General features: G+C 40.1%; 13 protein-coding genes and 1 tRNA gene. 4 read left to right on the forward strand and 10 right to left on the reverse strand.

Annotated features, from left to right (window positions below; translation table 11 throughout):
• Nucleotides 1-247: 247 nt before the first annotated feature.
• The 6 genes from eno to AC2TDL_RS07505 form a co-directional block, all read right to left on the reverse strand.
• Nucleotides 248-1,540, reverse strand: coding sequence for a phosphopyruvate hydratase (eno, locus tag AC2TDL_RS07480; protein ID WP_484699843.1), 1,293 nt, complete (start codon nt 1,538-1,540; stop codon nt 248-250).
• Between the two features lie 49 nt (nt 1,541-1,589).
• The gene (gpmI, locus tag AC2TDL_RS07485; RefSeq protein ID WP_484699845.1) at nt 1,590-3,128 is read right to left on the reverse strand and encodes a 2,3-bisphosphoglycerate-independent phosphoglycerate mutase; all 1,539 of its coding nucleotides are present in this window, start codon (nt 3,126-3,128) and stop codon (nt 1,590-1,592) included.
• 1 nt (nt 3,129) lies between these two features.
• Nucleotides 3,130-3,885, reverse strand: coding sequence for a triose-phosphate isomerase (gene tpiA / locus AC2TDL_RS07490; RefSeq protein WP_484699847.1), 756 nt, complete (start codon nt 3,883-3,885; stop codon nt 3,130-3,132).
• Nucleotides 3,886-4,066: 181 nt separating this feature from the next.
• Nucleotides 4,067-5,248, reverse strand: coding sequence for a phosphoglycerate kinase (locus tag AC2TDL_RS07495; RefSeq protein WP_484699849.1), 1,182 nt, complete (start codon nt 5,246-5,248; stop codon nt 4,067-4,069).
• A gap of 149 nt (nt 5,249-5,397) precedes the next feature.
• Nucleotides 5,398-6,402 (reverse strand): type I glyceraldehyde-3-phosphate dehydrogenase, encoded by a 1,005-nt coding sequence (gene gap / locus AC2TDL_RS07500; protein ID WP_484699851.1) that lies wholly within the window; start codon nt 6,400-6,402, stop codon nt 5,398-5,400.
• 65 nt (nt 6,403-6,467) lie between these two features.
• Complete coding sequence (locus AC2TDL_RS07505; RefSeq protein WP_484701100.1) at nt 6,468-7,526, reverse strand: sugar-binding transcriptional regulator; 1,059 nt, start codon at nt 7,524-7,526, stop codon at nt 6,468-6,470.
• Between the two features lie 291 nt (nt 7,527-7,817).
• Here AC2TDL_RS07505 and AC2TDL_RS07510 point away from each other — a divergent pair.
• The 4 genes from AC2TDL_RS07510 to AC2TDL_RS07525 all read left to right on the forward strand — a co-directional run bounded on the left by AC2TDL_RS07510 (nt 7,818) and on the right by AC2TDL_RS07525 (nt 10,906).
• A tRNA-Arg gene (locus AC2TDL_RS07510) sits at nt 7,818-7,892 on the forward strand.
• A 485-nt stretch (nt 7,893-8,377) separates the two neighbouring features.
• Nucleotides 8,378-8,962 carry an ATP-dependent Clp endopeptidase proteolytic subunit ClpP gene (clpP, locus tag AC2TDL_RS07515; protein ID WP_484699853.1) on the forward strand — a complete coding sequence of 195 codons (585 nt, stop codon included), beginning with the start codon at nt 8,378-8,380 and terminating at the stop codon, nt 8,960-8,962.
• 219 nt (nt 8,963-9,181) lie between these two features.
• Nucleotides 9,182-9,970, forward strand: a complete 789-nt coding sequence (locus AC2TDL_RS07520) for a formate/nitrite transporter family protein (protein WP_484699856.1) — start codon at nt 9,182-9,184, stop codon at nt 9,968-9,970.
• Nucleotides 9,971-9,973: 3 nt separating this feature from the next.
• Complete coding sequence (locus AC2TDL_RS07525) at nt 9,974-10,906, forward strand: L-lactate dehydrogenase (protein ID WP_484699858.1); 933 nt, start codon at nt 9,974-9,976, stop codon at nt 10,904-10,906.
• Between the two features lie 609 nt (nt 10,907-11,515).
• On the opposite strand, the gene AC2TDL_RS07530 is transcribed toward AC2TDL_RS07525, so the two are convergent.
• The 4 genes from AC2TDL_RS07530 to rapZ all read right to left on the reverse strand — a co-directional run bounded on the left by AC2TDL_RS07530 (nt 11,516) and on the right by rapZ (nt 14,714).
• Nucleotides 11,516-11,785, reverse strand: coding sequence for an HPr family phosphocarrier protein (locus tag AC2TDL_RS07530; RefSeq protein WP_484699861.1), 270 nt, complete (start codon nt 11,783-11,785; stop codon nt 11,516-11,518).
• A 93-nt stretch (nt 11,786-11,878) separates the two neighbouring features.
• The gene (whiA, locus tag AC2TDL_RS07535; RefSeq protein WP_484699865.1) at nt 11,879-12,820 is read right to left on the reverse strand and encodes a DNA-binding protein WhiA; all 942 of its coding nucleotides are present in this window, start codon (nt 12,818-12,820) and stop codon (nt 11,879-11,881) included.
• 5 nt (nt 12,821-12,825) lie between these two features.
• The gene (locus tag AC2TDL_RS07540; protein ID WP_484699869.1) at nt 12,826-13,803 is read right to left on the reverse strand and encodes a gluconeogenesis factor YvcK family protein; all 978 of its coding nucleotides are present in this window, start codon (nt 13,801-13,803) and stop codon (nt 12,826-12,828) included.
• 23 nt (nt 13,804-13,826) lie between these two features.
• Nucleotides 13,827-14,714, reverse strand: a complete 888-nt coding sequence (rapZ, locus tag AC2TDL_RS07545; protein WP_484699871.1) for an RNase adapter RapZ — start codon at nt 14,712-14,714, stop codon at nt 13,827-13,829.
• Between the last annotated feature and the right edge of the window lie 5 nt (nt 14,715-14,719).

Consider the following 14,719-nt stretch of genomic DNA (forward strand, 5'->3'; position numbering starts at 1 on the left):
CTACAAAAACAGATAGTATTATTGTATCATATCGCCGCAGGCGATACAATAGGATGCCTATACCGCTTACAATCCTGTCATATATAGTAAGCCTTCTTAACCTAGTGCCTATATATTAGTTGCTGATTATACAAACGCCTAGTCTTTTGTTAACTACCAAAGAAGGTATAACTATAAAAAACAACTCCCCTACACAAATGTGTAAGGGAGCGATTTTTAACTGCTCAATGGAACCATTAAGCGCGTCTTATTTGAATTTTTTAAGGTTGTAGAATGCAGATTTACCAGCATATTGCGCAGTTGAACCAAGTTGATCTTCGATGCGAAGCAATTGGTTGTATTTCGCAACGCGGTCAGTACGAGAAGGAGCACCAGTTTTGATTTGACCTGCATTTGTTGCAGCAGCAATATCAGCAATTGTGCTATCTTCAGATTCACCAGAACGGTGAGAAATAACTGCTGTGTAACCAGCACGTTTAGCCATTTCGATTGCATCGAATGTTTCAGTCAATGTACCGATTTGGTTAACTTTAACTAGGATAGAGTTAGCTACACCTTTATCGATACCGTCAGATAGACGAGCAGTATTAGTTACGAATAGGTCGTCACCAACCAATTGAACTTTTTTACCTAGGCGCTCAGTAAGCAATTTCCAACCTTCCCAGTCATCTTCAGAGCAACCGTCTTCGATTGTAAGGATTGGATATTTATCAACCCAAGATTCAAGAAGGTCAACGAATTCTGCAGAAGTAAAGGATTTACCTTCACCAGCAAGCGTATATTTACCGTCTTTGTAGAACTCAGTAGAAGCAACGTCCATACCGATAAATACTTCTTCGCCTGGTTTGTAACCAGCACGTTCGATAGCTTCGATAATTGTAGTAATTGCTTCTTCGTTAGAACCAAGGTTAGGAGCGAAGCCGCCTTCGTCACCAACAGCTGTGTTATGTCCTTTATCATGAAGAACAGCTTTTAGGTTATGGAAAATCTCAGCACCGATACGTAGCGCTTCTTTAAAGCTTTCAGCACCAACTGGAAGAATCATAAACTCTTGTACGTCGATGTTGTTATCCGCATGCTCACCACCATTGATGATGTTCATCATTGGAACTGGAAGAACTTTTGCGTTGAATCCGCCAAGATATGTGTAAAGAGGTACATCCAAAGCGTCAGCAGCAGCGCGAGCTACAGCCATAGAAACAGCAAGGATTGCGTTAGCACCTAGTTTACCTTTGTTAGGAGTACCGTCTAGTTCAATCATTTTACGGTCGATAGCAACTTGATCAAGTGCATCTAGACCGATAATTTCTGGAGCAATAATTGTATTTACATTTTCAACTGCTTTAAGAACACCTTTACCTAGGTAACGAGATTTGTCGCCATCGCGAAGCTCAACAGCTTCGTATGCACCAGTAGATGCACCAGATGGAACGATTGCGCGGCCTTTGCCACCAGATTCAAGAGAAACTTCAACTTCTACAGTTGGATTACCACGAGAGTCAAGAACTTCGCGTGCGTATACGTCAACGATGATAGACATTTACTTAAACACTCCTTAAATTTTTTATATTAGTATTGTACATGGAAAACTATGACTTAATCAATGTCGAACCTGTCATTTCTTTAGGTTTCTCGACATTTAATAGTGAAAGCAATGTTGGTGCAATATCAGCTAAGATACCGCCCTCACGTAGTTCGATACCTTCTTTTGTAACAATAAAAGGTACTGGATTTGTTGTATGAGCAGTATGCGGATTGCCATTTTCGTCAAATACCATATCAGCATTACCATGGTCAGCTGTAATAATACATACACCGCCAGCAGCATGCACAGCATCGACAACTTTACCTACACACTCGTCAGTAGCTTCAACCGCTTTAATCGTTGGCTCAAGCATACCAGAGTGCCCTACCATATCTGGGTTAGCAAAGTTAATGATAATCACATCATGCTTATCAGCTTCAATCTCGCGTACAGTTGATTCTGCAAGCTCGTACGCGCTCATTTCAGGCTTCAAGTCGTACGTTGCTACTTTCGGCGAATTAATTAGTACGCGTGTTTCACCTGGAAGCTCTACATCGCGACCACCGCTAAAGAAGAACGTAACATGCGGATATTTTTCTGTTTCAGCAGTACGAAGCTGAGTAAGATTATTTTGTGCAAGCACTTCCCCTAATGTGTTATCTAGGTTTTTAGGAGCATAAGCAACTAATCCGCCGATTGTTTCACTAAATGTAGTTAAGCAAACAAAGAATACATCCTTAGGACGTTTCTCACCGCGATCAAAGCCACGGAAGTCTTCGTTTGTAAATACTTGTGACAATTGAATTGCACGGTCAGGACGGAAGTTACAGAAGATAATAGAATCTTCGTCTTCAACTGTCGCAGTTGGATTACCATTTGCATCAACGATTACAGTAGGCAGTAAAAATTCATCATATACTTCTTTCTCATAAGAATCTTTTACTGCTTGAACTGGATCTGTTGCTTTTTCACCCTCTGCATAAACAAGCGCACGGTATGCTTTTTCTACACGTTCCCAACGTTTGTCACGGTCCATTGCATAATAGCGACCTGAAAGGGTAGCGATTTGACCTACGCCGATTTCTTCGATTTTTTGCAGTAAATATTCAACATATTTCACACCGCTAGTTGGCGCAACGTCACGGCCATCCATAAAGCCATGCACATAAACTTTATCGAAATTGCGTCTTTTCGCAGTTTCTAATAAAGCTACGATATGGTCGATATGGCTGTGTACACCACCATCAGAAAGCAAGCCATAGATATGAAGCTTTTTATCTTTTTCTTTCGCATGCTCAATCGCTTTTACAAATGTTTCGTTCTCATAGAACTCACCGTCGCGGATTGATTTTGTAATGCGAGTAAGGTCTTGATAAACGATACGGCCAGCACCAATGTTTAAGTGACCAACCTCAGAGTTACCCATTTGACCTTCAGGAAGACCAACTGCTTCACCGCAAGCAGTAAGTGTTGTATTAGGATATTGCTTCAAATAACGGTCATAATTTGGTTTTTTCGCTTGTGCTACCGCATTACCTACTACATCATCACGAAGACCAAAACCATCCATAATAATTAAAGCAACTGGTTTACGTTTTGCCATCTTACTTTGCCCCCTCAACAAGAGCAATATAGGATTCTGGCTCTAGACTAGCACCGCCTACAAGTGCGCCATCGATGTCTGGTTGACCAAGATATTCAGCAACGTTGTTAGGCTTAACGCTGCCGCCGTATTGAATGCGAACTGCATTTGCAGTAGCCTCATCGTAAAGCTCAGCAATTACGCTACGTACATAACCAATGACGTCTTGTGCATCAGCAGCAGTAGAGGACTTACCAGTACCGATAGCCCAAATTGGCTCATAAGCAATTACTGTTTGTGCAGCTTGCTCTTTAGATACGCCTTGGAAAGCAGCAACAGTTTGCACTTTACATACCTCTTTAGTTGTACCAGCTTCACGCTCTTCAAGGTTTTCACCGATACATACGATAGGTACTAGGCTATGTTTAAATGCAGCATGTACTTTTTTATTAACTGTTTCGTCAGTTTCTGCAAAGTATTGACGGCGCTCAGAGTGACCGATAATCACATATTTTACGCCAAGGTCTTTAAGCATAACGCCGCTAATTTCACCTGTAAAAGCACCGCTATCTTCAAAGTGAAGATTTTGCGCACCAATTCCAATTGTAGTGCCTTTTGCTGCTTCAACTAAAGCTGGAAGATTAGTGAATGGCGCACAGATGACACTTTCAACACCTTCAACTTCAGCTTTACCTTTAACCGCTTCAAGGAAAGAAACTGCCTCAGAAACGGTTTTGAACATTTTCCAGTTACCTGCAATAATAGGTTTTCTGCTCATATTATTGAATCCTCCTCAAATCTTTTCGGATCTCTGTCTGCTAAGTGAGCAGCATATAAGCATGTCATGCATACGCATATACTGGACATTCAGCAATTGCAATGCTCATTAACAGTTCACAAGGATGTACAATACTCGCTAAGAGATCATACATCCTTATAGATTTCGATATAGTTAATTCCTATTTATCGTTAAGCGCAACTACACCTGGTAGAGCTTTACCTTCCATAAATTCAAGGGAAGCACCGCCACCAGTAGAGATGAAGTTCATACGATCAGCTAAACCGAATTTCTCAGCAGCTGCAGCAGAATCACCGCCACCGATTACAGTGTAAGCTTCTGTTTCAGCGCAAGCTTGAGCTACTGCGCGAGTACCATGTGAGAATGGCTCGATTTCGAATACGCCCATTGGTCCGTTCCAAACAACAAGTTTAGAATTTTTAATAACCTCTGCGTAAATTTCGCGTGTTTTAGGACCAATATCGATACCTTCCATATCAGCAGGAATGCCGTCTACAGAAACAACTTTTGTAGTTGCATTAGCGCTGAACTCATTTGTTACAACAACGTCAACTGGAAGGTATAGGTTTTTGCCTGCTTTCTTAGCTTTCTCAATAAATTCAAGAGTTAAATCAAGTTTGCTGCTATCTAGCAAAGATTGACCAATTTCATAGCCTTGAGCTTTAAAGAATGTGTAAGAAAGACCGCCGCCAATAATAATATTGTCAGCAATTTCAATCATTTTTTCAATAACCGCAATTTTATCTTTAACTTTAGAACCACCGATAATAGCAGTGAATGGACGCTCAGGGTTGTGAAGAACTTTACCAAGAGTTTCTAACTCTTTTTCCATTAGGAAACCAGAAACTGCTGGCAAGTGATGAGCAATCCCTTCTGTAGAAGCATGAGCACGGTGAGCAGCACCGAATGCATCATTAACAAAAATGTCAGCAAGCTCTGCAAATTGTTTTGCTAGCTCTGGATCATTTTTCTCTTCACCTGGGTAGAAGCGTACGTTTTCAAGCAATAGTACATCGCCATTTTTCATTTCAGCGATTTGTGCTTTTACAGTTTCGCCTACAGCTTCATTAGCTTTAATAACTGGTTTACCAATCAATTCAGATAGACGAGCTGCACTTGCAGTATGACGAAGTTCTTCAACTACTTGACCTTTAGGACGTCCTAAATGACTTGCCAAAATAACTTTTGCGCCTTTTTCAATTAAGTAATTGATAGTTGGCAAAGTTTCACGAATACGTTTGTCATCAGTAATTTTTCCATCTTCCAACGGAACATTAAAATCCACACGTACAAATACTCGTTTACCTGTCACTTCAATATCGCGTACAGTTTTTTTATTCATATGACGTTCCTCCGTACCCATTTTTATGTTGCATCTCATTCAACTGATCATGCAATTTTTCTCTTGTATATATGTGTAGATAAAACAACTAGGTATAGATAAAGAGCGGAAACAATATCGTTGTTTCCGCTCTATGATATTGCCAATGATTATTTAATCAATTTTGCAAAATGTTCAAGTGTACGGATCAATTGAGAAGTGTAAGACATTTCGTTGTCGTACCAAGCAACAGTTTTAACTAGTTGTTGATCGCCAACTGTTAATACTTTAGTTTGAGTTGCATCAAATAGAGATCCGTAAGTGATACCAACGATATCAGAAGATACGATTTGATCTTCAGTGTAACCGAAAGATTCGTTAGCAGCAGCTTTCATAGCAGCGTTAACTTCTTCAGCAGTTACTTTAGTGTTTAGTACAGACACTAGCTCAGTTAGAGAACCAGTAGGTGTAGGAACACGTTGTGCTGCACCGTCAAGTTTACCGTTTAGTTCAGGGATAACAAGACCGATTGCTTTAGCAGCACCAGTAGTGTTAGGTACGATGTTATTAGCAGCTGCACGCGCACGACGGAAGTCACCTTTTGGATGCGGAGCATCAAGAGTGTTTTGGTCGCCAGTGAAAGCGTGGATAGTAGTCATTAGACCAGAAACGATACCGAATTTATCGTTAAGAACTTTAGCCATAGGAGCTAGACAGTTAGTAGTACAAGAAGCACCAGAGATAACTGTTTCAGAACCATCTAGAATGTCATGGTTAACGTTGTAAACGATAGTTTTCATATCGCCTGTAGCTGGAGCAGAGATAACAACTTTTTTCGCTCCACCTTTAAGGTGTTTTTCAGCAGCTTCTTTAGTTGTGAAGAAACCTGTGCACTCTAGCACGATATCTACACCAAGCTCGCCCCAAGGAAGTTCTTCAGGGTTGCGGTTAGCAAGAACTTTAATTTCTTTACCGTTTACTTTGAAGAAGCCATCATGAACTTCAACTTCGCCGTTGAAACGACCTTGAGTTGTATCATATTTTAGCAAATGAGCAAGCATTTTAGCATCAGTCAAGTCGTTGATTGCTACAACTTCAATGCCCTCTACATTTTGAATACGACGGAAAGCTAGACGACCAATACGCCCAAAACCATTAATACCTACTTTAATCATGAGTAAGTTCCTCCTAAGTTTTGTTTTTTTGTAAAACTAAATATGTTCAAGACGACTGTAAAAATTTACATTTCGTCATGATGCCTACCTGCTTCATGCATACGAATAATTTCTCGTGCTGCACTTTCATCAGTAATCAATGCGTAATTGCGACCAAATCGCATAATGGCATCGATTGCCTCTGCTTTACTAGAACCACCAGCAACTGCTATTACGCACGGGATATTCATAATATCCTCAAGCCGCATACCTACAGTTTTCATTTTATGGACAGGTTCACCATGTCGATTAAAATAAAAACCAAATGCCTCAGCTAATGCCCCTTCTGCAACCATTGCACGCACTTCATCTGGATCGGTTTTTCTTCGCCTTGCCATTACAGTAGCGTCACCAATACCATGAATAAAAATTCTTGCATGACGGATAACTTCTACAATTTCTTTTATAGAAGGCTCCTGCATTATTGATTCATAAGCTTCCTCACTAATATTTTCCGGCACATGAAGCAAGCGATATTGTCCGCCTGTCCGCTTAGCCATCATGGAAGCAATAGTATTAGCTTGATAATCAAGGCTTTCTCCTAAACCACCGCGTGAAGGTACGAATAAAACATTTTTAATGGAGCTTGGCAAGCTTATATATTTTGCAACTTGAGCTGTCGATGTTCCGCCAGAAACAGCGATCACATCGCCTGATTTTATTACTCGTTTTAATAGCAAGCTAGCTGCACGTCCGAGCTCACGTTTTGCTGCTTCAGAATGCTCAGCATCACCTTGTACTACAATAACCTGCTGTAAGCCGTACATGTCCTGTAGCTTTATTTCCAGCTCCGAGTTACCGAACACAAGTGGACCAAGGTGCTCTAACTCTTCAAGTACTTTCTTACCTTCATCGCTAAGCGACATGCCTGATGCTGAAATAATGAGCAAGCCTTGTTCCTTCAACAACTCTGTTTCCGCTCGTAGAACCCGCTCCGTCATTCCAAGCACATTAGCAAGTGCGCGACGACCGATTGTTCCTGCAAGCATAACTTGTTGCAGAATCTTGTAACGTTTCCTCATCACTTCCAAAAGCTCAGGTACTAGCAGCTTCTGCAGGTCGATAAGCTGTCTCATGAATACCATCACTCCATCGGTACGAGTCAACGTAAAGGGTAAATCAAAACCTATCGGGACTCTTTTTGTCCCTGTGGTATTATTTTCGTCCCACTTCTATTTTAACGAATTTTTTATGGCATAGCAAGCTTTGATTTAAAGTGCAAACGTTAATCCTACAATAATTTTTAGAGATGTGGTTTAGTTACAGCTCCTACCTATAAGCTTATCCAATATTTTCGTTCTCATAATCGACAAAAACTAGAGATCTTATAAGAAACTCTTGCTTCTGCCGCAAATTTCAAATACAATATAATAGCTGCGCCCGTGGTCCAATGGATATGACGCAGGCCTCCGGAGCCTGAGATCTAGGTTCGATTCCTAGCGGGCGCGCCATTAAAATTACGAATTAGGATTGAATTAATTGTACGTTGTACGTTGTCATATAAACGAAAACGCCCTCTGTTTCGCAACAGAGGGCGTTTTCGTATTGAACAGCATCATGTTCAAGCCTAAACTCTCCTTTTTTTGTTTGTGATAGCTCAAATATGCTTATGGCTGTTGCCCTACTGTCAAACCCCGTGTAATTCTGATCAGCATGATGAATATAATTACTTACAGAAATTCTCCTCATACTGCTCTGAACTTAAATTTTGAGTGAGAAGCAATCTTCCATCCACTGTTCATCTGCTTAATTGCCGTACCTTTTAAAGTAGTCAACGCAAATGCAGACATTAAAATTTGATTTTTAAGTGCATGTTTAATATGAAGTTTAAGCGGAAAAGCTGTTGATAAAATAAAAAGTTTGACTTTCTTTGACTTTTAATCAAAATTCAATTATGATAAATACACATACTAAAGTATAGGAGGATTGGTTAGTAATGAACTTTGTACCTATGGTTATTGAACAAAGCAATCGAGGAGAGCGTTCTTATGATATTTATTCTCGTTTGTTAAAAGATCGCATCGTTTTGCTTGGATCAGGTGTCAATGATGTCGTTGCCAATTCTATTATTGCTCAGCTATTGTTTCTAGCAGCAGAGGATCCTGAAAAAGATATTCATCTATATATTAACAGCCCTGGCGGCTCGATTACTGCAGGTATGGCAATTTACGATACAATGCAGTACATTAAGCCTGATGTATCTACAATCTGTGTTGGTATGGCTGCATCAATGGGCGCATTCCTGCTCGCCGCAGGTGCTAAAGGTAAACGATTTGCTTTACCAAACAGTGAAGTCATGATCCATCAACCGCTTGGTGGAGCAGAAGGACAAGCAAGTGATATTGAAATTCGTGCTAAACGAATTATTAAAATGCGTGAAAAGTTAAACACCATATTAGCAGAACGCTCAGGTCAACCAATCGAGCGAATTAATCGAGATACAGATCGTGATTACTTCATGAGTGCTCATGAGGCTGTTGAATACGGGTTAATTGATAAAGTAATTGAACGTGTTAACTAAAACTCGTATTACGTATTAATTTAAGTAAGCTCGCTCTTTTAGACTGTCGTATCCGCTGCCTGCAATGGATAACGACAGTTTTGTTTTAAACAAAAATTACCAGCTTGTTTCCCCTAATATAAATTAATGGAAAATATGGGTGCGTGATTTTTATCACTTACTAATTGAATCGACCCATCTATTATTATTGTTACATTACAGGTTGTGGGGGAGAAAATCATGGAACTAGATGCACTACACCATATAGAAGAGCTCGCAGCAAAAAAATTAAGAATCTATGAACAAAGTAAACTGCGATACTTTATGCGTTCTATGTTAGCCAGTATGTTTATAGGCTTCGGAGTAATTGTTGCCTTTAAAACGGCAAATTATTTTTACGAACTGAATTCGCCATTTACTTATCCTTCAGCAGCATTAACATTTTGTATCGCAATTATTTTGATCTACTTTGGCGGAGGAGATTTATTTACCGGAGATACCTTTTATTATAGCTATCGTACACTTCGCAAAAAAATGCGCTGGTCTCAAACTGCAAAGTTGCTTTGCTTTAGCTATTTTGGAAATATGTGTGGGGCTATTCTTTTTGCTTGCCTCGCATGGGGAACTGGACTATTTGCTAGTGAGCATATCCATGCTTTCTTGCTCGAAACCGCTCATAAAAAAGCTTCTTTGCCTACTGACGAGATCTTTTTCAGAGGAATTCTTTGTAACTGGCTCGTATGCCTTGCTTTTTTTGTTCCATACAAAATGAAAACTGACGGAGCAAAAATGTTTATTATGATTTTTCTAGTTTTTAGCTTTTTTATCGCAGGGTTTGAACATAGCATTGCAAATATGTCTGTGTTCGCCATTTCTATTGCGGCAAAGGGCTGGGATGCATTTACAGCTGGGCAAATTTTACATAATTTAATTCCGGCTACGATTGGCAATATTATTGGCGGCATCGTATTTATGGCTATGTTTTACTTATATATTAACAAGCCATTTATTAAAGAAAGTGAGGAATAATGAATGAAATCTAACAGAAAAGTTGTCATTATCGGTGCTGGCTTCGTCGGATCAACTACTGCATATACATTAATGCTACGCAATCGAGTAAATGAATTGGTTTTAATTGATGCGAATCATGCGAAAGCTGCAGGGGACGCATTGGACATGAATCACGGTATGCCTTATATTGGCGGCGCTAAGTTATGGGCAGGCACGTATGAGGACTGCGCAGGCGCAGATATTATTATTATTACGGCAGGGGCAGCTCAACGCCCAGGTGAGACAAGAACTGATCTATTAAAGCGTAATGCTGAAATTTTTGATTCAATTATTAAACAGATTTTGCCATATAACCAAGATGCAATCTTACTGATCGCTACTAATCCTGTTGATATTATGGCGTACATTACACAAAAGAAATCTGGCTGGCCAGTACATCGTGTAATCGGTTCTGGCACATTGCTAGACAGCGGACGTTTCCGTTATCTGCTTGGCAAGGAGCTGAAAATCGATCCGCGCAGCGTTCACGCGCATATTATCGGTGAGCATGGCGACTCTGAGCTTCCTGTATGGAGCTTAGCAAATATAGCCGGCGTTGATATCAAGCTAGACGAGGAAACAAAAGAAAAAATCTTTACCCAAACTCGCGACGCTGCTTATGAAATTATCGAAGCAAAAGGAGCAACTTACTATGCAATCGCCTTAGCACTCGATCGCATCGTAACAGCGATTCTTGATGATGAGGGCGCAGTACTTAACGTATCAACGCTGCTTGATAATTACAATGGCATATCTGATGTCTACTTAGGAATTCCATGCGTCGTAGACCGCACTGGTGTACGCGAAGCGCTACATCTTACATTAAACGCAGAGGAGCAAGCGCTGCTTGAAAAATCTGCGAATAAGTTAAAAGAACTGATCGCTAGCTTAGAGCTTGATCTCGAAGCGAAATAAGTATTATTTAATATAAGTCAACGATGAGCATTTTATAAAACAGATCAAATTAAAAACGTCTAGCCTGTCAGTAATTACTTGACAAGCTAGACGTTTCTTAGTAGAAATGATGTACTAGTCACCTAAGCCTGAACTCATTTCCATTTTCTTTTCACGTCTATAACACCATAAATAATAAGACCTATAAAGAAAAGCAAAGTTAAACCAATGATTGTCCAGACTTTAATATTTGAAGAAATGTCTAAGTTTAGTATTATTAAAAAAATCCCTGTGAGCACAGCTGGAATTAGATAAATCTTTTCTTTTTTTATCCAAGCGTATATTAGAATTCCTAATAGGAGAACCCACACAAAGTAATAATGAACGATCTGAATACACCTCACTTCGCGTTACGAATTCGATAAATTCCATTTACCAGAAAGTCCATCCTAGAAATAAATGCAGATAAACGAAAAGCCCAACAACGCCACCATATAATAAACATTCTTAGGCTTTGACAATATGTTTCATATAATGGAGCGATGTATATAACTGAAGACGCAAAAATCCAGAGCAACACAAAAGGCCCCCCGTTACGTTAACAGGCGGCCTTATATGTGCGAAAACAACTTATTGGTTTTCCAGTTCTTCTTTGCTTACTAGTGCAACTAAAGCATTAACCGCTTGCTCTGCATCAGAGCCTTCAGCACTAATAACAACTTCAGTACCTGAGCTAATAGCGAGACTCATAATACCCATGATTGACTTCGCGTTCACTTTTTTATCGTCTTTTTCCACAAAAACCTCGGAGGAAAATTTGTTCGCTTCTTGTACAAACAAAGCAGCTGGTCTAGCATGTAAACCTGTTTTCAGACGAACAACTACTGGAAGCCTTGCCATGTAATACATACCCCCTATATATTAAGTCAAAAATGATAATAATCGTTCATTTTAAGCTGTATAAGATATTATACCATTACTAAGCTAATTCTACTAGGATAAAGTTGCGCCATTCCTTATTTTTTCTGCCATTTCATCAATTTTCCGTAATCGATGATTAACACCAGACTTGCTTACCTTAACCTTTAGCATTTCGCCAACCTCGGTTAAGTTAAGATCAGGATGCGCCAGGCGAATCTCCGCCACCTCACGTATTTTCTCAGGTAGATTTTCTAAACCGATTTCTTTCTGCAATAATTTAATATTATCGATCTGCCTTACCGCAGCACCAATTGTTTTATTCAAATTCGCTGTTTCACAATTAACGATTCGATTTACAGAGTTTCTCATATCGCGCATAATACGTACATCCTCAAACTTAAACAACGCTTGATGCGCTCCAATAATATTAAGTAACTCGATAATCTTTTCGCCTTCCTTGATATAGAAAATAAAACCTTTCTTACGTTCAATACAGCGGGCATTCAAATTAAAATGATTCGCTAACTCAACTAATGCCTTACAGTGTTCCTCATACATTGATGAAATTTCAAGATGGTATGAGGATCCTTCCGGATTATTCACTGATCCTCCTGCTAAAAATGCGCCTCGTAAATATGCTCGTTTACAGCAGCCTTTACGAATGATTCTACGGTCTATACCTGAATTGAACATGAATCCTTCGGACACAATATGCAAGTCGGTTAAGACATCTTGTACTCGCTCTGGCATCCGTACGATATACACATTATTTTTTTTAAGTCGCATTTTTTTACGTACTAACAGTTCTACATGTACAGCAAAGTGTTTTTTTATCAGTGTATAGATTCGGCGAGCAATTGCAGCATTTTCGGTTGAAATATCCAAGACTACCTTGCGGCTGGATAAGCTGACAGAGCCGTTCATCCGAATCAATGCAGCGAGCTCAGCACGCTCACAGCAAGGTTCCGTTTCGACCATTGTCAGTTCCTTTTTCGTTTGTGCCGCAAAAGACATCCTTCTCACCTCTTTCTTAACATCCAGTTTTCCACCAGTTTATAAATATGATGACTTAACCGTTCAGCATCATGACGTAAAAATGTGCGGAAGAGCACAAGCTGATCTGCAATGACTTGATAACCTCGCTTAGTTACCTCATCAATATCGAGATGTACCGCTTTCGAGCCTAATTCCGCGTATTTTTTCTCCACATGCTCCGGTATTTCACCATTGTTCACAATGACATAATCAAACAAATGATGACCAATATGATCGTAAATAGCATCCAAATGATCACTAACTGTATAATTGTCTGTCTCACCTGGCTGCGTCATCACATTACAAACGAACAGCTTTACTGCATTCGATTCAACGATCGTTTGTGCAAGCTTAGGTACAATTAAGTTAGGCATAATACTCGTATATAAGCTGCCTGGACCGATTAGAATGGCATCAGCTTGCTCTAACGCTTCAACGGCTTCTGGCAGTGCCTCTACATCCTGCGGCTCTAAAAATACACGTTTTATCGAGCCATTAGCTTTTGGAATCATCGACTCTCCTGTAACGATCGTACCGTCGCTCATTTCTGCTTTTAAAACGATCGCACGATTAGCTGCAGGTAGCACTCTGCCACGTACAGCCAGTACCTGTGACAACTGCTTAATTCCGGTTACAAAATCTCCCTCAATTTCTGTCATAGCAGCAAGCATCAAATTGCCAAGTGTGTGTCCTGCTAGTCCTGATCCTGTCTTAAAGCGATATTGTAAAACCTCCGTTAGCAATGGCTCTGCATCTGCTAACGCAGACAATACGTTTCTTATATCGCCGGGTGGAGGGATATGCAACTCATTGCGCAGTATACCAGAGCTGCCTCCGTCATCCGCAACAGTCACAATTGCAGTAATATCTAGCGGCTTCTCCTTTAAGCCTCTCAGCATAACTGACAGCCCTGTTCCACCGCCAATTACTACTATTTTCGGACGTCTATCGACTTTTTGCACGATGAGCCTGCTCTCCCCTCTCATTATGTCCTATCGCGCTCTGAATCACGATGACTAACGCGCATCTGTTCAGAAGCCCTTAATTTCAATGTCTTCCCTAAGTATTCAGAAATTGCTACTGAGCGATGTTTACCGCCAGTACAGCCGATGCCAATTACAACCTGACTCTTACCTTCCTCTTCATACTGTGGAATCAAATATTCCAACATATCGACAAGCTTAGCGAGAAACGTTTGTGTCTCAGGCCATTGCATAACATAATCATAAACTTCGGGATGCTGACCAGTAAAAGGACGTAGATTATCAATATAATGCGGGTTGGGTAGAAAGCGAACATCGAACACAAGATCAGCATCAAGCGGGATACCATATTTAAAACCAAATGACGTAATATTCACCGTTAATGCTTTATGCTGTGCTTGACCAAAATGATTGACAAGACGTTCCTTTAGCATTGACGGTTTTAAATCAGTCGTGTTGATAATAAGCGTTGCCTTTCCTTTTAAATCCTCAAGCAACGTTCGTTCAGCACGAATTCCTTCTAGCGGCATGCTTTCCTGACTCATTGGATGACGACGACGGCTTTCCTTATATCGTCTCACCAATGTTTCATCACTTGCATCTAAAAATAAAATTTCGCAATTAATTGTATGATGCTCATTCATATACTGAATTGATTCAGAAAGTGCTGTAAAAAATTCTCGACCTCGCAAGTCAATAACTAATGCAACTTTACGAATTTTACCATCGGATTGTTCAATTAGTTCAGCAAATTTTGGAATGAGAACAGGCGGTAAATTATCCACGCAGAAAAAGCCTAGATCCTCCAGGCTTTGCACTGCAATTGTCTTTCCCGCACCAGACATACCAGTAATAATAACAAGCTGTGATAAATTCGTTGCTGTTTTCATAAGCA

It is taken from the genome of Paenibacillus sp. plas6 (assembly GCF_057221655.1).